A 21554-nucleotide genomic window follows, 5' to 3' on the forward strand; every position below is an offset into this window, starting at 1 on the left:
GCTCAGCGGTGCGAGCTCGGGGCCCCGGGACGATGCAGGGGCGTCACCGTGGCACCGTGAGGTCCCTTGCCGCCTGCGCGGGCCTCGCGGTCCGCGGCGGCGTCGTGCTCCGACGAGGCGTCCTCGTCCTCCAGCAGATCGCCGCTGAGCCTCGTGCGCCGGTGCGCGGCATCCGCGGCGGCGCGCCGGCGCCCCTCGAGCAGCACGCGGCGCCGGGCCGACTCCTCGTGGCTCGCCTGATCGCCGCCCGGCTGATCGTCGCCCGGCCCGTCCTCGCGCTGCCCGACAGCCGGGCGCTCGGAGGTCGCGCCGTCCTCCGGCTCCTGCTCCTGATCCTCATCGCGCCCCCCGCCGTCGTCGGGTCCGGGGGCGGCGGCGCGCTCCCGGGCGGACCGGGCGTGCTCGGTGCGCGCGGCGACCGACTCCTCGGCCGGCAGCCCCCGGGAGACGGCCTGCTCGCGGTCGTACAGCTCCACGTCCTTCTCCAGGACCCGCAGCATGGACTCGGCGTCGGCCACCAGCTCGGGCAGGTCCCGCGAGACGCCCCGCACGAGCCACCGGGCCAGGGCGAACTCCGCCTCGAGGTGGGCACGACGCAGCAGGTGCGGATCGGGCTCGACCGGTGCGGACCGGGAGTACTCGGCCACGACGGCCTCGGCGAAGGACGGGTCGCTCGCGCCGATCAGCCACGCGAAGTCGCCGGCGGGATCGCCCACGTGGACGTCCGACCAGCCGGTCACCGCCGTGACGCGATTGCCCTCGACGATCAGGTTGTCCTCGTGCAGGTCGCCGTGGACCACATGGGTCGAGAAGCGCCACAGGGTGCGGTCCTCCAGGGCCTCCTCCCACCGCCGCAGCAGCGACGAGGGGATGCGCCCGGTGGTGGCCGCCTGGTCCAGCTCGCCGAGCATGCGCCGACGGCACTGCTCCGAGCTGTAGGCGGGCAGATCCGCGTCCATGACCATTGCGCGCGGCAGGCTGTGGATCGCCGCGATCAGCTGCCCCAGCTGCGCGGCGGCCTCCGGCACCGGGGCCGCGCTCGGCGGCTGCGGCCGGGCCGGAGCCGCCTCGGACAGATCCATGAGGTCATCGATCGGCACGGGCCCGCCCGGGAGGTGCGAGTACACGAACAGGGGGCGGCCCTGGTCCTCGACGGAGCCCACCACGGTGGGCATGTGGAACGGCAGCCTGGAGCGCAGGCCGGGGCTGAACGAGCTCAGGACCGAGTGCTCGGCCGCCAGGCGCATCGACGCCTCGTCGGTCAGCGCGCTGCGCACGCGCCAGCGGCGCTGCGAGGCATCGACCACGACCGCCGAGCGGAAGTCGGCGTCGTCGGGGGAGGGCCCCACCGCCGTGGGACGCAGCCCGGGGACGGCCGCGGCCGCCGCGGCCGCCAGATGCTCCAGGGACGATGTCATGGAGGCAACCCTACAAGCGCACCCTGGCCGATCCCCGGGGACCGGGTCTCGTCCCGGGACGCCCGCTCGGGTCGTTCCGGCTCCACGCAGCGCCTCCGCGCAGCGGCCCCTGGGGCTCTTCCACCGGGCCCGGCGGCGGCGCTCCTGCGGGCGGCGTCGTCGGGCGCTGGTCCTACAGTGGAGCCGTGCCTCATGACGACCCCCGCGACCACCGCGCCGACAGCCCCGGCGGCACTCGCCGCGACGACCCCGCCGCAGCGCCGTCCGCCGCATCCGCGGCACCCGCCGGGCCGCGACTCGCGCCGGACCACGATCGCCTGGACCCCTCGTCGATGCTGTCCACCGAGGCGCTGGACCGCCGCGCCGTGGAGCGCGAGCACACCGACCTGCGTCCGGGCGCCCAGCTGTGCCTGGTCCTGCGCGGCGGGCGCCTGCCCGTCTCCCGGGGCCGGCTGGTCCTGCTCGAGCGAGCGGCCCTGCCCGAGCTGCGGCCCGATCCGGCGCGCCCGGAGGTCTATCTCGGCCGCATCCCCGTCGCTGCCCTGGCCGGCGAGACAGCCGCAGCCCTGACCGGCACCGCGTCGATCTCCGACGCGCCGACGGCCGCCGACGTCCCTGAGGCGGCCGATCCGCAGGCGCGGGTCGACATCACCGTGCGCAGCCTGGACAGCTCCCACGACCCCCTGCAGGACACCACCCACGGCGTGGTGGACGAGTCCGCCGAGCAGGTCGCGGTCCTGGATCGGATGCTGGCCGAGCGCGCCCCCGACCACGAATGGACGGACCTGCGCCGCGCCGCCGTCGCGCTCATGGGCTCCTCCGCGGAGGACGAGGCCCTGGCCGTGGCGGCGCAGGCGGTCACCGCATGGCATCTCGATCACCCCCGCTGCCCGCGCTGCGGAGCGGTGACCGAGGTGCGCCGCTCCGGCTGGCTGCGCGTGTGCCCCCAGGACGCATCCATGCAGTTCCCGCGCACGGACCCGGCGATCATCGTGACCGTGACGGACGGCGAGCCGGGGGACCCGCAGGAGCGCGTGCTGCTGGGCCGCGCCGCGGCCTGGCCGGAGCGCCGGTTCTCGACGCTGGCCGGCTTCGTGGAGCCCGGTGAGTCCCTCGAGCAGGCGGTCCGCCGGGAGGTCCACGAGGAGTCGGGGGCCCTCGTGGGCGACGTCCGCGTGCTGGGCTCCCAGCCCTGGCCCTTCCCCCGATCGCTCATGATCGGCTGCACGGTCCGGCTCGAGGGCGGCCGCGTCGCCCCCGACGGCCTGGAGATCGCCGAGCTGCGCTGGCTGACGCGAGCGCAGCTGCGGGAGGCGGCGAGCACGGGCGAGCTGCGGCTGCCCGGACGGGTCTCGATCGCCCGCGCCCTGCTCGAGCACTGGAACGGCGAGCCGCTCCCGGGAGGCGACTGGTGACGGCACAGGACACCGAGCCGCAGGGCCCCGCGCGCGATCTCCCGCCCGACGCCGCGTCGGCGGCGCTGTTCGCACTGCCCCGGGCGGACCAGCGCCCCCTGGAGGAGCGCATCCTCGAGGGGCTCGACCCCGAGCAGCGGGAAGCCGCCACGACCCTGCGCGGCCCGGTCTGCGTGCTGGCCGGAGCCGGCACCGGCAAGACCCGGGCGATCACCCACCGCATCGCCTATGGGATCGCAGTGGGTGTCTACACCCCGCAGAAGGTCCTGGCCCTGACCTTCACCGCCCGCGCGGCGAACGAGATGCGCGATCGCCTGCGCCTGCTGGGCGCCGAGGGCGTCCAGGCGCGGACCTTCCACTCCGCGGCGCTGCGACAGCTGCAGTACTTCTGGCCGCAGGCCGTCGGGGGGCGGATCCCCGATCTGGTCAGTCACAAGGCGCGGCTGATCGCCGAGGCCGCCGGCTCCATGCGCCTGAGCAGCGACCGCGGGGCCGTCCGCGACCTGGCCGGCGAGATCGAGCGGGCGCGCGCCCTGCTGCTCGTCCCGGACACGTACCCGGATGCCGTCGCCCGCGAGGCGGCCGCCGGAAGCGCGCGCGAGCTCCCGGGGGGTCACAGCGCCACCACGATCCAGCGGCTGTGGCAGACCTACGAGGACCTCAAGACGGATCGGAACCTGATCGACTTCGAGGACGTGCTGGCGATCATGACCGGCATCCTCGAGGAGGACCAGCGCATCGCCGCGGCCGTGCGAGCCCAGTACCAGCACTTCGTCGTCGACGAGTACCAGGACGTCTCCCCGCTGCAGCAGCGGCTGCTGGACGCCTGGCTCGGCCCGCGGGACGACCTGTGCGTGGTGGGCGACGCCTCCCAGACCATCTACTCCTTCACCGGCGCGACGTCGCGGCACCTGCTCGAGTTCCCCTCCCGCTACGAGGGCTCTCGCGTGGTGCGCCTGGTGCGCGACTATCGCTCGACGCCGCAGATCGTCGACACCGCCAATCGGCTGCTCACGGCGCGGCGGCCCGGCCCCGATTCCACGGAGGGCCTCTGGGCCGATCCGCTGCGCCTGGTGGGGCAGCGGGCGCCGGGCCCCGTGCCGGACTGGCACGAGTACCAGGACGATCAGGCGGAGGCTCAGGGCACCGCCGTGCGCATCCAGGACCTGCTCGACGACGGCGTCCCCGCCACCGAGATCGCGGTGCTCTTCCGCACCAACGGGCAGGCCCAGGCCTTCGAGACCGCACTGGCCGATGCCGGGATCGGGTTCCGGCTGCGCGGCACCGAGCAGTTCTTCCGCCGGCCCGAGGTCCGTCAGGCCATGGTCCAGATCCGCTCGGCCGCCGGCGCCGAGGCCGAGTCCGGCGGGGGAGCGGTGGCCCAGCAGGTGCGCGACATGCTGCGCTCGCTGGGCTGGTCGCGGCACGCGCCGCGCACGACCGGCAGCACGCGCGAGACCTGGGAGTCCATGGCGGCGCTGGTCGACATGACCGACCGCCTGGCCGCCGCGCACGCCCAGGCGCTCGAGGACGCGCAGCGGCGGGGGACCGAGGGCCCCGGCCCGTTCACGCTGCGCCACGTCGCGGAGGAGCTCGGCCGGCGGGCGGTCGCCCAGGACGCGCCGCCGGTGGAGGGCGTGACCCTGGCCTCGCTGCACTCGGCGAAGGGCCTCGAATGGGACGCGGTGTTCCTGACCGGGCTCTCCGAGGGTCTGCTGCCGATCACGTTCGCCGAGACCTCCGACGAGATCGACGAGGAGCGGCGCCTGCTCTACGTGGGGATCACCCGCGCCCGCGAGCAGCTCATGCTCTCGTGCTCGCTCTCGCGCACACCGGGCGGGCGGGCGAACCGTCGGCCCTCGCGCTTCCTGCGCGACATCGGCGCCGGTCGCTGACCGCCCGGGGATCCGCTCACGCCGTGCACAGCGGGCACTCGACGCCGGCCGCTGCGACCGCGGTGCAGGTGCTCAGGGGGCGGCCCGCACGCAGCAGCAGGTGACCGTCATCCGGTCCCGGCTCGGCTCCCGCGGCCGCGGCCAGGACCGTCTGGGTGACCAGCGCCGCGCAGAACGCGGTGTGCGCCGGCCCGGCCGCCCGGTTCGCCGCCGGTCCTGGATCCGCACGGCTGCCGGGCTGCGACGCCGCCCCGCCCGCGGCCGCCTCCCGGCATGCCGGACAGGGCCGGCGGTGCCAGGGCCGCTCCGGCCACAGCAGCACCGCGCCGCCGCCTGCCAGGCTCATGACGTCCACGAGCGGGACCGCGGCCGGCAGCGGCAGCTGATCCCCGGGCGCCTCGACGGCGACGCCTTCGCCGGGCCGCGACACGGCCCGGGACGAGCGCAGCACCACGCGGCCGGGGCGCTCGTCGGTCAGCACGTCGTCGGTCCAGGTGACGGGGGCGGCCTCGGCATTCGCCGCGCGGATCCGACGACGGGTGCACAGCTCGCGGCAGCGGCCCACCTCGGTGGAGTCGAAGGCCCCGGCGCGGGCCTCCGCCCACGTGACGCGGCCGTCGTCGACCACGGTGAAGCCGCGGACCCCGCAGCCGGCGAGCATCACGGCGGCGGCCGCGGTGATCGGGCACAGCCCCAGCACCAGCACACGCAGCTCGGACACGGGCGCCCCCAGCAGGGGCGGCCCGCTTGCGCGGCGGGGCATCAGCAGGGGATCGAGCGACGCGGGTGCGGCAGGCACCGGCGGAGGGGTCGTCATCGGGAGCCTCCGGACAGGGACGGGTCGGGCCTCGGGGAGCGGGCCGGGAGGCGGAGCGCCAGGCACCGGGGAGGTGCCCCGCGCGGAGCCCGGGCCGAGATGCCGCCGCTCGCGGGGCGAAGACGCGCTCGTGCCCGGACCCGCCCGGCTCGCACAGTCTCGCTCGTCGCGCGGCCCGACGGCCGTCGTCCACAGGAGAGCCCGGCCGAGGACGACGGGACGGGCAGCTCGGAGCTGGGAAGGGCCGCTCGGCGATGGGTAGCCTTCGGGACATGCCTGCCGCGCGCCGTCCCCGTCCGAGTCCCGCCGCCCCGGCTCGCGGCAAGGCACCGGAGCCGACCGCCGGCTCCGGTGCCTCGGAGCATGCAGGGGACCACGACGCGCCCGAGGTAGAGGTCCGGCGCTCGCAGCGCCGCCGCAAGACGGTCTCGGCGCACTGGTCGGGGCAGCGCATCATCCTGCAGGTCCCGGCGCGGATGCCGGCCCGGGAGGTCGCCCGGTGGAGCGAGCGGATGTCGGCCCGCCTCATCGCCCAGCGGGAGCGGACCCGAGCGGCCGCCGCGGCGCGCGGCAGCGATGCGCACCTCATGCGCCGGGCCCGGGAGCTCTCCGCCCGCCTGCTCGACGGCCGGGCCCAGCCCACCGACGTGGTGTGGAGCTCCCGGCAGACCACGCGCTGGGCCTCGGCCACCCCGGCCACGGGGCGGATCCGCGTGTCCGACCGGCTGCGCGGTGCTCCCGAGTGGGTGCTCGACACCGTGCTGCATCACGAGCTGTGCCACCTGATCGAAGCCGGCCACGGCCCGGAGTTCCGCCGGCTCGAGGCGCTGCATCCGGACATGGCCAGGGCCCAGGCCTTCCTCGACGGAGCGGCCTGGGCCCTGGGGAAGGACGATCAGCGTCCGCTGTCGCCCGATCCGGAGCCGGAGTCCGGATCGGAATCCGGACCCGAGCCGGAGCCCGGAGCCGAATCGGGATCCGCGTCCGGGCCCTGATCCGAGCTCGGGTCCGCATCCCCCTGGGGGCTCTCGGCCGCATCCGCTCCCGAGCCCGCGTCGTCCGCGGAGCCCGACTCGGAGTCGAGCAGGCTGCGCAGCGCTGCGTCGAACTCGTCCTCGGAGGCCGTCAGCAGGCCGCGCCGGGACTCGTAGCCCTCGGGGTCGTCGAGGTCCTCGTCCGTGGGCAGCAGCTCCGGGGCCTCCCACAGGCCGTCGCGGTCGTCGAGGCCGCGGCGCTGCTCGACGCGCTCCCAGAAGGCCGCGGCATCGCGCATGCGGCGCGGGCGCAGCTCGAGGCCGATCAGCGACGCGAAGGCGTGCTCGGCGGGGCCGCCCGAGGCGCGGCGGCGCCGGATGGTCTCGGACAGCGCGGCCGCCGACGGGAGATTCGCGGTCGCGCGCACGGTCACGACGTCGACCCAGCCCTCGATGAGCGCCAGCAGCGTCTCGAGGCGGTTCAGCACGGCCTTCTGCTCGGCGCTCTGCTCCGGCACGAACACCCCGGAGCTCAGCGCCTCCTGCACCGCGCTGGGATCCGTCGGGTCGATGTCCGAGGCCAGGCCCTCGATGCGCTCCATGTCGATGTGGATCTCGCGGGAGAACCGCGTGATCAGATCGATCAGGTGCCCGCGCAGCCAGGGCGCCGCGTGGAAGAGGCGCGTGTGCACGACCTCGCGCACGGCCAGGTAGATCACGATCTCCTGCGCCGGGATGTCCAGCCCCTCGCCGAACTCCTCGACGTTGCGCGGGAGCATGGCCGAGCGGTCCTCGGCCAGCGGCAGCCCGATGTCCGAGGACGAGACGACCTCGGCCGCCAGGCCGCCGATGGCCTGGCCGAGCTGCATGGCGAACATCATGCCGCCGGCCCCGGCGAGCATGTGCGAGGCCCCGCCCATCATCTGGGACAGCTCCTCGGGCATCTGCCGCGTGATGGTGTCGGTCAGAGCCTTGGTGACCGACTCGGCCACGGGCCCCGTGATCTCCTGCCAGGTCCCGAACGTGCCCTCGACCCACTCGGAGCGCGACCAGGCGGCCGGCTGGACCGGGCCCCGGCCGAAGACGGTGTGGTCGTCGACCCACAGCTGGGCCAGCTGCACGGCGTCGTCCACGATCTTGCGCTGGGAGTCCGTCACGGACGGATCGCCCGCGGCGGAGACGACCCGTCGGGCGTGGTCCTGGGCGGCCTTCCAGTTGACGGGTCCGTCGGAGGCGGAGGCCGAGAACATGGACTGCACCTGCGCGAACATGGCCTGCATGGCGCCCGGGTCGGTCGGCATGCCCATCTTCTGCAGATCCTCCGGCGAGATCCCCGACTGCCCGAGGAACTGCTGGAACATCTGCTGGAAGGGGTCATCGCCCTGACCCTGGCGGTCGTCGTCGCCGTTCGGTGACTGGGGGCTCATGGTCCTCGATCCTGTTCTGCGTCGATGGCTGCGCGCACGGCTCTGCGGGGCAGGCGGCGGCGCGCAGGGTGTCTGCGCGGCTCGGCCGGCCGAGAGCCGACCCGGGACGAGTCGGGCTCGGCCGGCCTGCGATGCCCCCAGCGTAGCGACCGCGTCCGAGCGCGTCGCCGGGGCAGGGGCTCTTTCGCTGGGAGCATGCCGGCCCGGGGGCGACTAGGATCGGCGGCATCGCCCGCCGCCGATCGATCCCGAGGTCTCCACGCCGTGTCCCGTCTCCGATTCCGCCCGGGCATGGAAGCCGGATCGCTGATCGCGGCCGCCGTCCTGCTGGTCGCGTGCGCCTGGGCTCCCGCTCCGTACGTCGTGGAGCGGCCGGGCCCCACCTTCGACATCACCGAGGAGGTGGGCGACGAGCCGATCATGACGATCGAGGGCGCGCAGACGCACCCCTCGGACTCCCGGCTCGACTTCTCGACCGTCTACGTCGTCGGGGGACCCGGCTCCAGCCCGCGGGCCCTGGAGACGGTGATCTCGTGGGCCGATCCGGGAATGGCCGTGGTGCCCCTCGAGGTCATGTACCCGCCGGCGGCCACCCGGCAGCAGGTCTCCGACTCCGGGACGGCCGCCATGGAGTCCTCTCAGGACATGGCGATCGCCGCGGCGCTCAACGACCTCGACCTCGACTACTCGACGCGCCTGACCGTCGCCTCGACGGTTCCGGGGGCCCCGTCGGAGTCCGTGCTGCGCGCCGGCGATGAGCTGATCGAGCTCGACGGCGCCCCGATCGGCTCGCTCGAGTCGCTGCGCGACGACCTCGATGCGCTCGAGGGCGACACCGCCGAGGTGACGGTCGATCGCGATGGGCGGCGCGAGACGCTGGAGGTCGGGACCGTGGACTCGCCCGAGGGACGGCAGCTCGGCGTCTACCTGGACCGGGAGTTCGACTTCCCCCTGGAGGTCGGCTTCGGCCTCGAGGACGTGGGCGGGCCGAGCGCGGGGATGATGCTGTCGCTGAGCCTCGTGGACCAGCTCACGGAGGGATCGCTGGCCGGCGACCACCACGTGGTCGGCACGGGCACGATCGACGCCGAGGGGGATGTCGGGCCGATCGGAGGGGTGCGCCAGAAGATGCTCGGCGCCTCCGAGACCGGGGCCGATCTGTTCCTGGCCCCCGTCGAGAACTGCGACGAGGTGCGCGGACACGTCCCGGACGACCTGCCGGTGGTCGCGGTGGACACGCTCGACGACGCCGAGGACGCCCTCGGCGTCCTGGCCGGGGACGGGGACCTCGCCGCGCTGCCGAGCTGCGAGGGCGGCGACGGCTGAGGCCGGTCGCGTCCCGGCCTGCCCAGGGGATTCACCGACTTTGCCCATGTCGCCGACAGGGCGGACAATGGCTGGGGCGCGCCTCCACCGGTGCGCCGACCACCTGACGATCAGTCGCCGGGCCTCCACCGAGGGCTCCGCCGCGCGGCGGATCGCACGCACCGACCCCCAGGGAAGGCCCAGGCTCACGTGACCGCTGGACCAGCAGAACCGCCCCGCCCGCCGAGGGGCCCATCAGGCAGCACTCCGACGGGAGACGGACCGGCCGCGCGCCAGTCCAAGCGCACCGGGGCCCTGCTGCCCACGATCATCATCGTGGTGGCCCTGATCGCGGCCTTCGTCGCGTTCACGCAGGTGTACACCGAGATCCTGTGGTTCGACCAGGTCGGCTTCCTCGACGTCTTCGCGACCCAGAACATCGCCCGCGTGGTCCTGTTCATCCTGGCGGCGCTGCTCGTGGCGGCGCTGCTGTGGCTGTCGATGCGCCTGGCGCACCGCCACCGCCCGATCACGGCGGCCGATGCCCTCGACGACAACCTCCGCCGCTACCAGCAGGCCTTCGAGCCGGTGCGCCGGATCGCCATGATCGCCATCCCGGTGCTCTTCGGCCTGTTCACGGCCTCCACGATCGCCTCCCAGTGGGAGACGGTCCTGCTGTTCTTCCACCAGGTCCCCTTCGGGCAGGACGACCCCGAGTTCGGCATGGACCTGTCTTTCTGGGTCTTCACCCTGCCGTTCCTGCAGCTGGTCCTCGGCTTCCTGACCTCCACGCTGCTGCTGTGCGGCATCGCTGCCCTGCTCGTGCACTACCTCTACGGCGGCATCCGGCTCTCGGAGCGCGGCCTGAGCTTCAGCCGCCCCGCGCGCATCCAGCTGGCCGTGACGGCGGCGGCGTTCCTGATCCTGCAGGCCGTGAGCTTCTGGCTGGATCGCTACGCGACCCTGCAGTCCACCGCCGGCAGCTGGACCGGTGCCATGCACACCGACATCAACGCCGTGATCCCGGTGCGCGGGATCCTGGCCGCGGCGGCGCTCGTGGTCGCGGCCCTGTTCATCGCCTCGGCGGTCATGGGCCGCTGGCGGCTGCCCATGATCGGCACGGCGATGCTCGCGATCGTCGCGATCGTCGCCGGCGGCATCTACCCCTCCCTCGTGCAGCGCTTCCAGGTCGTGCCCTCGGAGCAGCAGATGGAGGAGGAGTACATCCAGCGCAACATCGACGGCACGCGCGCCGCCTTCGCCCTGGACGACACCGAGACCCAGCCCTACGACGCCACGACGCAGACCGAGGAGGGAGCGCTGGCCGGCTACGAGGAGACCACCAGCAACATCCGCCTGCTCGATCCCAACGTCGTGTCGCCGGCCTTCGGCCAGCTGCAGCAGTTCCGCCCCTACTACTCGTTCCCCTCGACCCTCAACGTCGACCGCTACGAGATCGACGGCCAGGTCCAGGACACCGTGCTCGCCGCCCGCGAGCTCAACCAGGGCGAGACCGAGGGCTGGTACAACCAGCACGTCGTCTACACGCACGGCTACGGGCTGATCGCCGCCTACGGCGACCGCGTGCAGGCAGACGGCTCCCCGTCGTTCATCCAGGGCGGCATCATGGCCGAGGGCGAGATCTCCGAGGACTACGAGCCGCGGATCTACTTCGGCGAGCAGTCGCCGGAGTACTCGGTGGTCGGCGGTGCGGAGGGGGATCCGCACCTCGAGCTGGACCGCCCGTCGACCTCCGACGACGAGGAGAACGACGTCCGCACGACCTTCTCCGGCGACGGCGGCCCGAACGTGGGCAATCCGCTGAACCGGCTGTCCTACGCGATCAAGTTCCAGTCGACCGACCTGATGTTCTCCGATGCGGTGCGCCCGGACTCCCAGGTGCTCTTCGACCGCACGCCGCGCGAGCGCGTCGAGAAGGTCGCCCCCTACCTGACGGTCGACGGCAACCCGTACCCGGCGATCGTCGACGGCCGCGTCAAGTGGATCGTGGACGCCTACACGACCTCGGACTCGTACCCGTACTCGACCCCCATGGAGCTCGACGACGCGACCGAGGACACCGCGACCGCCGAGGGCGCCTCGGCCGCGCTGCCCAGCGAGCAGGCCAACTACATGCGCAACTCGGTCAAGGCGACCGTGGACGCGTACGACGGCTCCGTGGATCTCTACGCCTGGGACGACGAGGACCCGGTCCTGCAGGCCTGGCAGGGCATCTTCCCGGCCTCCTACAAGCCGTACTCGGAGATGTCCGCCGAGCTCATGGAGCACGTGCGCTACCCGGAGGACGTCTTCAAGGTCCAGCGCGAGCTGCTCAACCGCTACCACGTCACCGACGCGGGCTCGTTCTACGCCGGCGACGACGTCTGGTCGATCCCCAACGACCCGACGACCGAGGCGAACACGGCGATCCCGCCGTACTACCTCTCGATGCAGATGCCGGGGGAGTCGGAGGCCAGCTTCCAGCTCACGACCCCGTTCATCCCGCAGCAGAACGAGGGGGAGAACTCCCGCAACGTGCTCTACGGGTACCTGGCCGCCAACGGCGATGCCGGCACCGGCGAGGACGGCGTGAAGTCCGAGGAGTACGGCTCCATGAAGCTGCTCGAGCTCCCGCGCAGCTCGGTGGTCCCGGGCCCGGGTCAGGCGCAGAACAACTTCAACTCGAACACCGAGGTCTCCTCGGCGCTGAACCTGCTGCGCCAGGGCGGCTCCGAGGTGATCAACGGCAACATGCTCGCCCTGCCGGTCAACGACGGGATGATGTACATCCAGCCGGTGTACGTGCGCTCCTCGGGCGAGTCCGGCTATCCGACGCTGCGCCGCGTGCTGGTCAGCTTCGGCGAGGAGGTCGGCTTCGCCCCGACCCTCGACGAGGCCCTCGACCAGGTCTACGGCGGCGACTCCGGGGCCCAGACGGCCGACGGCGCCGGCGTCAGCGACGCGGATGCCGCGGCGGGCGGCGAGCAGCCGGCGGGCGAGGACCAGCCGGCCGAGGAGCCCACGGACGGGGCCTCGACGCCGCCGACCGGCGGCACCGATCTGGAGTCGGCGCTCTCGGATGCCGGGGACGCCATGGAGGACTCCCAGACGGCCATGGAGGACGGCGACTGGGCGGCCTACGGGCAGGCGCAGGATCGCCTGGACGACGCCCTGGCCCGCGCCATGGAGGCCGAGGGCATCTCGACCTCCGGCGGCGGCCAGGGGCCGGTGGCCCCGGACGCCGGGCAGTGACCGGGCGTCGGCAGGCTCTCGGCCGCGGCTGCTGAGCCGCTGATCGGGACGAGGCCCCGGGGCGGGCGCGCGCATCGCGCACCCGCCCCGGGGCCTCGTCGTCGCCGGAGGGCCTCCGGCGCCGCAGGGTGGCCGGCGGGTGAACGGCCGACGACCCCCGGTTTGCACGTCGCCGCGCAGGTGCGTATAGTCGTTCTCTGTCGCCGCGGGGTGGAGCAGTTCGGTAGCTCGCTGGGCTCATAACCCAGAGGTCGCAAGTTCAAATCTTGCCCCCGCAACCAGAGAAGGCCCCGTCATCGGCTCGCAGCCGATGACGGGGCCTTCGTCATGCACTGGATCCGCCGGGTCAGGGCCTGCGGGCCGGTGCGACTGCGGCGGGCGGAGGCCCCTGGAAGACCTCCGCCCGCCGCTCGGTTCAGCGCTCGAGGCGCCTCAGCGCCGTCTGCCGATCAGTGCTCGATCTCGCCGATCTGCTGGGGAGTGGGCAGCGTGCCGAGCTGCTCGGCGGGCCGTCCGGCCTTGAGCGCGGCGAAGCGGGCCTCGACCTCCGACTCCTGGCTGAGGTCCTCGAGGGACTCGAACTGGGCGTCGAGGCTCGACGCCGCGAGCTCCTGCTGGCCCATCACACGGGCCTCCTCGCGGCGGATCTTGTCCTCGAAGCGCGAGACCTCGCTCGTGGGATCCATGACGTCGAAGGCCTTGAGCGCGTCCTGGACCTGCGACTGCGCCTGGACCGTCTTCTGCCGGGCATTGAGCTCATCGCGCTTGCTCGACAGCTCCTGGAGCTTGCGGCGCATCTTCTCCAGACCGTCCTTGAGGCGGTTGACCACCTCGGTCTGCGCCTGGATCTGGGGCTCGGCGCCGCGGGCCTCGTTCTCGTGCTGCATCTGGCGCTGCAGGGCGATCCGGGCCAGGTTGTCGAACTTCTCCGCCTCGCCGCTGCTGCCCGACGCGCGCAGCTGGTCGGCGCGGTTCGAGGCCGCCATGGCCTTCGAGCCCCACTCCTGCGCCTCGCGCACGTCCTCGTCATGGTCCTGCTCGAGCAGCCGCAGCTGGCCGATCGTCTGGGCGACTGCGGCCTCGGCCTCGCGGATGTTCTCCGTGTAGTCGCGCACCATCTGCTCGAGCATCTTCTGCGGATCCTCGGCGGAGTCGATCAGCGCGTTGATGTTGGCGCGGGTGAGCTGGGCGATGCGCCCGAAGATGGACTGCTTGGTCATGGTCCGTTCCTCCTGTGGTCGGGGTGCTGCGGGGATCGTGGGTCGTGGATCGTCGGTCGGATGCGGGTGGTCTGATGCGACGGGCCGGCTGGTGCCGCTCGGCCGGGTCCGGGAGGGCGGGGGGAGGTCAGAACCGCCCGCCGGAGCTGCGATGGCCGTCGTCGCCGCCCCCGCCGCCGAAGCCGCCCCCGAACGAGCCGCCGCCGAAGGTCGCGCCCCCGAATCCGCCCCCGAATCCGCCGCCGAATCCTCCGGTGAAGCCGCCTCCGGAGCGGCGGTCGCGAGAGCTCGAGCCGTCCACCATCTCGTCCAGGATGGAGCCGATGACGATGCCGCCGAGCGTGGCGCCGCCGAAGCCCGAGGGGCCGACCCACTGGACGCGCCGGTTCGAGAAGTCGAACGAGTCGGCCTGGGCGCCGTCGAGGGCGAGCTGGGCGTGGTGCTCGGCCTGCTGGGCCTCCTCCAGGGCGGTGCTCGGATCGCGGTGCGCGGCCTCCTCGGCGCGCTCGAGATAGCGCTGCGCCGCGGCCAGCCGGGTGCGGGCCTCGGCTCCGATGCCGCCCCGGTTCCCCCAGATGTAGCGCTCGGCGGACTGGACCCTGCTGCGGGCGCCCTCCATGGCCTGGGCGAGCCGCCCTCGCAGCGCGCGATCCTGCTCGGCGGCCGAGCGCAGCCCGCCCAGCGAGGCGTTGAGCTGATCGCGGGACAGGTCGAGACGGTGCTGCAGCTCGACGGGGTCGATGCGCTCGGCATCGAGCTGCTGCCCGATCGCATCGAGGACGGCGCGCACCCCGGCCGCGGCGGCGGCCAGATCCGGCCGGGAGCCGTCCCTCGCGTAGGCCTCGGCCTCGGCGATGTCGCGCTGGGTCAGCGCCATGGCATCGCGCAGAGCGGCTTCCGCCCCGGCCAGCTCCTGGGCGGCCTCGTGCATCGAGCGCAGCAGGCCCGCGGCCTGGCCCGCGCCCTCCTCGGCCGCGCGCAGGCGCACGACGGCGGCGCTGCGATCGCCCGCGCGGGCCGCCTCGTGGGCCTGGGCGGCCGTGGTGTCCACGAAGAGCAGGCGCTCCCGGGCCTGCTCCAGCCCCTCGCGCAGCGGCCGCAGGGCGCTGTCCGAGAACCGGGTGGACAGCTGCCCGATGCGGGCGTCGGCGGTCTCGAGGTCCGGGCGGATGCGCTCGGTCTCGCGCTGCAGATCCGACAGCGCCTCCGGCAGCCGCGTCTCCAGCTGCCGCAGCCGGCCGAAGGCCTCCTTCTGCTCCTCGAGGGAGCGCTGCGCATCGCGGCAGCGGCCGATGATCTCGCCGAGCCAGGCCCGCTGATCGTCCTCGGAGTCGGGGATGTGGTCGTCCAGCTGCTGCTGCAGCGCGAAGGAGGCCCGCATGTGCTCCTTGGCCTGCCGGATCGCGTCCTCGAACGGGGCGATCTGGGCCTGGCTGTACTGGAGCCGGGCGAACTCGAGCTCCTGCTCCGAGTGCTGGATCGCGTTGTCCGCGGCCACGATGAGCTCGCCGGCCCGGGTCCGCAGCTCGGGCAGGGGGACGTCGGCGTGCTCGCCGAAGCGCTTCCGGCGCTCCTCCCGCTGCTGGGTCTGCAGTCCCTGGCGGCGGTTCCGGACGCGTCCGGTCACCCGCAGCAGGAACGGGATGAAGATCCCGGCCAGGCCCAGCAGGAAGATGAGCAGAGGGAGGCCGACGAACGAGATCGGGGAGCCCGTCGCGACGGGGCCCGCGGGGGCCGAGCCCAGCTCCTGCTCGAGCCCGTCCACCGCCCCGGAGACGGCGCCGTCCCAGTCGTCGGCGGACAGCTCGGGGGCGATGCTCTGCCGGTAGATGCCGTCCTGCTCGTCGACGCTCACCCCGCTGCCCTCGCCGGCGACGAACCGGGCCTCACGGTCCTCCGTGGCCACGGCCAGCAGCGCATCGGAGCTGCCCAGGCCGCTCGTGCTCCAGGTCTCGCGGACCCAGTCGTCGGCCGCGGACGGGCTGGAGAACTCGTCCACGAACACGGCGGTCAGGGAGACGCCCTCGTCCTGGGCCAGCTGCCGGATCTGCTGCTCGAGCGCGGCGGGGTCCTCGAGGACGCCGGACTCGTCGACGACCGGCTCGCCGGCCGGGAGGTCGACGGGCGGCTCGGCGTGGACGGGGGCGGGGGCGATCAGCCCCAGCAGCAGGGCCGCTCCCGCGGCGCGCAGGGCGCTCGAGCGGCCCGCGCGGGGGACGGGCGGGGGCGTGGTCATGATCGGGGGCATGCTCTCCGTCGGCGGTCGAGGCCCGGCTCCCGGAGGCGGCCAGGGGGCCGCGTCGCGGGGGCGCGAGGGGTGGTGACGATCACTGGGCTCGAGTATAGGGCCCGCCCCTGCGGCGTCGCCGGGAACCGGCGGCATGACGCCCGACGACGGCCGCCCGACGGCCGGGGCCGCCGGGACCGCTGGGGCGGCCAGCGTCCGGACAGCGGCTTCCCAGCCGACGTGCGCCGGCGCCCAGCGACGGTCCAGGCGCCGGCTGGATACTCTGGGATCCGATGCCGGGACCGGCGACGTCCGGGACCGCGCATCGGATCCGAGACCTTCGCACGAGGAGCACAGGCTTGAGCAACGGCGCCGACACCCCCCGCCCCGACGACCGCGCGGGGGCGCCCACCGGGTGGCAGGCAGGCGGGGCGCCGCAGCCGGTCCCGGGCCAGGACCCCCGGCTGGGCGCACCGCCCCGGAGCGGCGGGCCGTACGCGCAGGCGGCGCCGCACGGCCCGTACGCGCAGGACCCGTACGCCGGGGCTCCGGCGCCCGGGGGCCCGTACGGGCCGTACGGCTCCCAGGGGGGCGCCGTCGGGGACGAGCGGCAGCGCCGCCGGGGCCCGGGCGCGGGGCTGATCGCGGGCGGCCTGATCCTGTCGGCCCTCGTGGGCGCCGGGTCCTACGCGGCCGTGGACGCCGCGACCGGATCGGACGACGGATCCGCCGGCCCGGGGGCGAGGGAGCTGATCGTCAACGACACCGACTCCGTCACGGAGATCACGGGCGCCGCCGCCAAGGCGTCGCCGTCGGTCGTGACGATCTCGTCCTCGGACGGGCAGAGCGCCGGCTCCGGCTCGGGCGTGATCCTGGACGAGGAGGGCCACATCCTCACCAACACGCACGTGGTCACCATGGACGGCCAGGCCAGCGACGCCTCGATCGAGGTCCAGCTCTCCGACGGCACCGTGACGACCGCGGAGGCCGTCGGCACCGATCCGCTGTCCGATCTGGCCGTGATCAAGATCGACCACGACGGGCTGGTGCCCGCCGAGATCGGCAGCTCCGGGGATCTGAACGTGGGCGATGCCGCGATCGCGATCGGTGCACCGCTGGGCCTGTCGGGCACCGTGACCGACGGCATCATCTCGACGACCGACCGCACGATCGCCGTCGCGTCGTCGGCGGCTCCCGAGACCCCGGGCGAGGGCGAGAGCCCCGAGGACGACCGGGGCGGCGGCTGGCAGGACTTCTTCTTCGACTACGGTCAGGGCGATTCCTCGCAGGGCCAGGCCGAGTCGGTGTTCCTCAACGTGATCCAGACGGATGCCTCGATCAATCCCGGCAACTCCGGCGGCGCGCTCGTGGACTCCGAGGGCCGGGTCATCGGCATCAACGTGGCCATCGCCTCGGCCGCGGGCAGCGAGTCGGACGGCGCCGGAAGCATCGGCGTCGGCTTCGCGATCCCCATCGACCACGCCCAGCGGGTGGCCCAGGAGCTCATCGAGGACGGCGAGGCCACCCACGGGTACCTGGGGGCCAGCGTCTCGGCCGCCGCGGCCGACGACGGCGACAGCCGGGCCTTCTCCGAAGGCGCGCTCGTCCGCTCGATCGAGAACGGCTCCCCGGCCGATGACGCCGGCCTGCGCGAGGGCGATGTCATCCGCAGCTTCAACGGGCACCGGACCCTGGATGCCGACGAGCTGACCGCCGCCGTGCGGGAGCTGCCGGCCGGCGGCACGGGCGAGCTCGTCTACGAGCGCGGCGGCCGGGAGCAGACCGTCGAGGTCGCGGTCGGGGACGCCGAGGAGGCCTGAGCCGCCGCCCGTCCCCGACGGCCGGCGCGGCGGCGGCGGCGCGCCCGGCTCAGACCGCCCCGCGGAAGCCGAGCTGCCGCCAGGCCTCATAGACGGCGATCGACACGCTGTTGGCCAGGTTCAGCGACCGCCGCGCCGGCAGCAGGGGGATGCGGACCTCGTCGGTCACATGCGGATCGGCCTTGTGGGCCTCGGACAGCCCCACGGACTCCCGGCCGAACATCATGATGTCGGACTCGCGCCACTGCACGGCGGTGTGCGGCGTGGTCCCGGTCGTGGTGAAGGCGAAGACGCGCTCGGGCCGCAGGGCCTGCCACGCGGAGCCGAGATCCGGATGCACGGTCATCCCGGCCAGGTCGTGGTAATCGAGCCCGGCGCGGCGCAGCTTGGCATCGCCGAAGTCGAAGCCCAGCGGCTCGACCAGGTGCAGCTGTGCCCCGGTGACCGCGGACAGGCGGATGACATTGCCCGTGTTGCCGGGGATCTCGGGCTCGACCAGAAGCATGCGCAGCATGCCCGGAAGTCTACGGGCGGGCGCGCGGCTCGGTGTCCGCGGCCCGCTTCAGCCCTGCTCCGCGTCCGGCAGCACCCGGTAGCGGGTCAGCAGCATCGACCCGTCGCGCAGGATGCGCCGCAGCTCGAGGCGGCGGGGATGGACGGCCGCGCCCAGCAGACCCAGCGCACGGCCGCCGGCGAGGACCGGGGCCAGGCTCAGGTGCAGCTCTGCGACCCGACCGGCGGCCAGCCATGCGGCCAGGACGGAGGGCCCGCCCTCGCTGTGCACGCGCCGCCAGCCCCTGCTCGCGAACAGCTCGTGGGCGGCGACCGGATCGACGCCGCCGCGGCCGTCGTCCAGGACGACGACGTCGGCGACCTCCTGGAGCCGCCGACGACGCTGCGCGCAGGAGCGCCCGCCCGTGAGGATCAGCGGGCGGACCGGGGCCTGCGCCAGGAACGGGGCCTCGGGATCCAGGCCGAGGCTGCGGGAGACGACCGCGAGCACGGGATGATCCGGCAGCCCGCGGGCCCGTCGCCAGGCCGTCGAGTCCGCCTCGACCCGCAGTCCGCCGTAGCCCTCGTCGCGCAGGGTGCCGGCGCCGATCACGACGACGTCCGCGACGCCGCGCTGCACGTCCATGAGCTTCTGGTCCGCGGGCGAGGACAGCCCGCCGGAGACGGCTCCCAGCACGGCGGAGCCGTCCAGGGACGCGATCATCATGGCCCCGGATCCGTCGGCGGCGTCGGGCCAGGTGCGGGCGTACTCGTCGCGCAGCTCGTCCAGGGTCAGCACCCGCGGGTCGGGCCAGATGCGCTCGACGCGCTCGACGCCGCCGGTGCGGGGCCGCTCGTCGCGGTCGTCGTGCCCGGTGCCGGTCTGCTCAGGCATTCGCATCTCCCGTGTTGTGGAGGGCCTGGGCGGGCTCGCGCAGGCCCAGGACGACGGCGGCCATGTCCAGGGCCCGCCGTGCTGGGCCCGCCTCGTGCATCCGGAAGATGCGCGCGCCGCCGGCCGCGCACAGGACCGCCGCGGCCAGGGAGCCCTCGAGCCGCTGATCGCGCGGCAGGCCGAGGGCCTCGCCCACGAAGTCCTTGTGGGACACGGCCGCCAGCGTGGGATGGCCCAGCTGCGTGATCTCCCGCAGGCGCCGCGTGAGCTCGAGCGAGTGCTCCGTCGTCTTGTTCAGGTCGTGCCCCGGATCGGCGAGGATCCGGTCCTCCGGTATCCCGCGCTCGAGCGCCCCGCCGATGCGATGCTCCAGGAAGCCGCGCACCTCGGCCACCACGTCCTCGTAGTGCGGCCGCGGCACGGCGGTGCGGGGGCCGCCGGGACCGACGAGCGAGTGCGTGACGATCACATGGGCGTCGTGCTCGCGGACCACGTCGGCCAGCTCCGGGTCCGAGAATCCGGTCGTGTCGTTGACCACGTGGGCGCCGGCCGCCAGGCAGGCATCGGCCACCGAGGCGTGGAACGTGTCGACGGACAGGATCAGCCCCGGATGCTCCTCGGCCGCGCGCTCGATCACCGGGACCACCCGCTGCGCCTCGATCCGGGGCTCGAGCGGCTCGCCCGGGGCGAACGGCACCCCGCCGATGTCGACCCAGTCCGCGCCCTCGGCCGCATGGCGGCGGCAGGCCTCGACGGCGTCGTCGAGCCGGACGGTCGAGCCCCGGTCGTAGAAGGAGTCCGGCGTCGTGTTCACGATGCCCATCACGAGCAGCTCGGTGCGGAAGTCGATCCGCCGGCCGGCCAGCATGCGCACGGGCGCCCGCAGCGGCGGCAGCGGCGGAGGACCCGCGGGCCGGACGCGCGCGGGCGGGCGGCGCGGTGCGGACGACGGCTCGGAGGGGGTGCTCACGTCCGCCACGATAGCCCGTCGGGCAGCGCTCCTACACTGAGCGCGTGTCCGACCCGTCTCCCGCAGCCGCTCCCGGCCCCGCCCCCTCCGCCCCCGATCCGACCGCCGCAGCGGCCCCTCGGCGGCCCGACCGGCCGATCTACCTCGATCACGCGGCGACCCATCCCGTGCTGCCCGCCGCGGCCCGGGCCGTGCACGAGCAGCTGCTGCGCGGCGGGAACCCGTCCTCCCTGCACGCCTCCGGGCGCGGGGCGCGCCGGGTCCTCGAGGAGTCCCGCGATGTCGTCGCCGCGGCGTTCGGGGCGGATCCGGTCGAGGTCGTCCTGACCTCGGGCGGCACCGAGGCCGACAACCTCGCGGTCACGGGCCTGTGGCGGGCTCGGACGCAGGAGGATCCGCGCCGCCGCCGCGTGATCATCTCGAGCATCGAGCATCCCGCGGTCCAGGAGCCGGCCGAGCAGCTGGCCCGGTCCGAGGGCGCCGAGCTCGAGCACCTGGAGGTCGATGCCCTGGGCCGCACGGATCCGCAGCGGCTGGCCGAGATGCTCGCGGCGGATCCGGGGTCGGTCGCCCTCGTGGCGGTCATGTGGGCGAACAACGAGGTCGGCGCCGTCCAGCCGATCGCCCGGCTGGCCGAGATCTGCGCCGAGCACGGCGTCCCGCTGCACGTGGACGCCGTCCAGGCGCTCGGCGCGCTGCCGATCGACGCGCGGCTGCCCGGGCTGAGCACCCTGGCGGTCTCCGGGCACAAGATCGGCGCGCCCGTCGGCAGCGGCGCCCTGGTCGTCGGCCGGGCGGCGCGGCTGGCGCCGATCCTGCACGGCGGCGGGCAGCAGCGCGGCCTGCGCCCCGGGACCATGGACGCCGCCGGGGCTGCGGGCCTGGCCGCTGCGGTGCAGGAGGCCACACGCGATCTGCCGGGGGAGGCCCGGCGCCTGGCAGGGCTGCGCGACCGGCTGATCGACGGCATCCGCGCGGCGGTGCCCGATGCCGTGCTGCGCGGGCCGGAGGACCGGGGCCGGGCCGGTCTGAGGCTGCCCGGCAACGTGCACGTCACGTTCCCGGGCTGCGAGGGCGACTCGCTGCTCTTCCTGCTGGATGCCGCGGGCTTCGCGACCTCGACCGGGTCGGCCTGCACCGCGGGGGTGCCGCGGCCGTCGCGGATCCTGCTGGCCATGGGCCTGGACGAGCGCACGGCCCGGGGCGCCCAGCGCTTCACCCTGGGCCGCGGCAGCACCGAGGCCGATGTCGATGCCCTGCTCGAGGTCCTCCCCGGGGTCCACGAGCGCGCGCTGGCCGCCGGGCTCTCGGGCGGCTGAGCCGGGCCCCGACTGAGCGGCTGCCCGCGGCGGGGTCTATCCTGGGAGGCTGATCCGCTCACGGCGCCCGGCCGACGAGCCGACGAGCCGGGCGCCGGGGACGAGCGC

15 protein-coding genes and 1 tRNA gene are annotated in these 21554 nt (G+C 74.4%); 8 read left to right on the forward strand and 8 right to left on the reverse strand.

Annotation, left to right across the window (positions count from 1 at the left end; translation table 11 throughout):
* Positions 1–2: 2 nt before the first annotated feature.
* Entirely contained in the window at positions 3–1418 is a 1416-nt protein-coding gene (locus FSY66_RS07715; protein WP_144793174.1) for a macrolide 2'-phosphotransferase, read from the reverse strand.
* Positions 1419–1603: 185 nt separating this feature from the next.
* Here FSY66_RS07715 and nudC point away from each other — a divergent pair, with 185 nt between their 5' ends.
* Together nudC and FSY66_RS07730 are read left to right on the forward strand one after the other, a co-directional pair.
* Entirely contained in the window at positions 1604–2833 is a 1230-nt protein-coding gene (nudC, locus tag FSY66_RS12860; RefSeq protein ID WP_260853577.1) for an NAD(+) diphosphatase, read from the forward strand.
* 65 nt (positions 2834–2898) lie between these two features.
* Positions 2899–4728, forward strand: coding sequence for an ATP-dependent helicase (locus tag FSY66_RS07730; RefSeq protein WP_144793318.1), 1830 nt, complete (start codon positions 2899–2901; stop codon positions 4726–4728).
* A 16-nt stretch (positions 4729–4744) separates the two neighbouring features.
* On the opposite strand, the gene FSY66_RS07735 is transcribed toward FSY66_RS07730, so the two are convergent.
* A complete protein-coding gene (locus FSY66_RS07735) occupies positions 4745–5449 on the reverse strand; it encodes a ThiF family adenylyltransferase (protein WP_186304500.1) in 705 nt (234 codons plus the stop codon).
* A 368-nt stretch (positions 5450–5817) separates the two neighbouring features.
* On the opposite strand from FSY66_RS07735, the gene FSY66_RS07740 reads away from it, so the two are divergent.
* The gene (locus tag FSY66_RS07740; RefSeq protein WP_144793183.1) at positions 5818–6540 is read left to right on the forward strand and encodes a M48 metallopeptidase family protein; all 723 of its coding nucleotides are present in this window, start codon (positions 5818–5820) and stop codon (positions 6538–6540) included.
* On the opposite strand, the gene FSY66_RS07745 is transcribed toward FSY66_RS07740, so the two are convergent.
* On the reverse strand, positions 6441–7946 hold the full coding sequence (locus tag FSY66_RS07745; protein WP_144793186.1) for a zinc-dependent metalloprotease: 1506 nt from the start codon (positions 7944–7946) through the stop codon (positions 6441–6443). The two genes, FSY66_RS07740 and FSY66_RS07745, sit on opposite strands and share 100 nt — an antisense overlap.
* Before the next feature lie 291 nt (positions 7947–8237).
* Here FSY66_RS07745 and FSY66_RS07750 point away from each other — a divergent pair, with 291 nt between their 5' ends.
* The 3 genes from FSY66_RS07750 (at position 8238) to FSY66_RS07760 (ending at position 12784) form a co-directional block, all read left to right on the forward strand.
* Complete coding sequence (locus tag FSY66_RS07750) at positions 8238–9272, forward strand: YlbL family protein (protein WP_186304501.1); 1035 nt, start codon at positions 8238–8240, stop codon at positions 9270–9272.
* Positions 9273–9461: 189 nt separating this feature from the next.
* Positions 9462–12503, forward strand: coding sequence for a UPF0182 family membrane protein (locus tag FSY66_RS07755; protein WP_144793192.1), 3042 nt, complete (start codon positions 9462–9464; stop codon positions 12501–12503).
* A gap of 204 nt (positions 12504–12707) precedes the next feature.
* Positions 12708–12784: transfer RNA gene (locus FSY66_RS07760), tRNA-Met, on the forward strand.
* A gap of 168 nt (positions 12785–12952) precedes the next feature.
* Here the strand turns inward: FSY66_RS07760 and FSY66_RS07765 are convergent.
* A complete protein-coding gene (locus tag FSY66_RS07765) occupies positions 12953–13723 on the reverse strand; it encodes a PspA/IM30 family protein (protein WP_144793195.1) in 771 nt (256 codons plus the stop codon).
* 127 nt (positions 13724–13850) lie between these two features.
* Positions 13851–15959 (reverse strand): TPM domain-containing protein, encoded by a 2109-nt coding sequence (locus tag FSY66_RS07770; RefSeq protein ID WP_186304502.1) that lies wholly within the window; start codon positions 15957–15959, stop codon positions 13851–13853.
* Between the two features lie 350 nt (positions 15960–16309).
* On the opposite strand from FSY66_RS07770, the gene FSY66_RS07775 reads away from it, so the two are divergent.
* Positions 16310–17770 carry a trypsin-like peptidase domain-containing protein gene (locus FSY66_RS07775; RefSeq protein WP_144793201.1) on the forward strand — a complete coding sequence of 487 codons (1461 nt, stop codon included), beginning with the start codon at positions 16310–16312 and terminating at the stop codon, positions 17768–17770.
* A 49-nt stretch (positions 17771–17819) separates the two neighbouring features.
* Here the strand turns inward: FSY66_RS07775 and FSY66_RS07780 are convergent, their stop codons facing one another.
* From FSY66_RS07780 to folP, 3 genes are read right to left on the reverse strand one after another with little or no spacing between them, the layout of a single operon-like run.
* Entirely contained in the window at positions 17820–18284 is a 465-nt protein-coding gene (locus FSY66_RS07780; RefSeq protein WP_144793203.1) for a tRNA (cytidine(34)-2'-O)-methyltransferase, read from the reverse strand.
* A 48-nt stretch (positions 18285–18332) separates the two neighbouring features.
* Positions 18333–19157 carry a dihydrofolate reductase family protein gene (locus FSY66_RS07785; protein WP_186304503.1) on the reverse strand — a complete coding sequence of 275 codons (825 nt, stop codon included), beginning with the start codon at positions 19155–19157 and terminating at the stop codon, positions 18333–18335.
* Positions 19150–20025 carry a dihydropteroate synthase gene (gene folP / locus FSY66_RS07790; protein ID WP_396350888.1) on the reverse strand — a complete coding sequence of 292 codons (876 nt, stop codon included), beginning with the start codon at positions 20023–20025 and terminating at the stop codon, positions 19150–19152. The genes FSY66_RS07785 and folP overlap by 8 nt, the downstream gene beginning before the upstream one ends.
* 239 nt (positions 20026–20264) lie before the next feature.
* Here folP and FSY66_RS07795 point away from each other — a divergent pair, with 239 nt between their 5' ends.
* Positions 20265–21446: a cysteine desulfurase family protein gene (locus FSY66_RS07795; RefSeq protein ID WP_144793324.1), complete on the forward strand. Its 1182-nt coding sequence runs from the start codon at positions 20265–20267 to the stop codon at positions 21444–21446.
* Positions 21447–21554 lie beyond the last annotated feature (108 nt).

This window comes from Kocuria palustris, from assembly GCF_007666205.1.
Classification (GTDB): domain Bacteria; phylum Actinomycetota; class Actinomycetes; order Actinomycetales; family Micrococcaceae; genus Kocuria; species Kocuria palustris_A.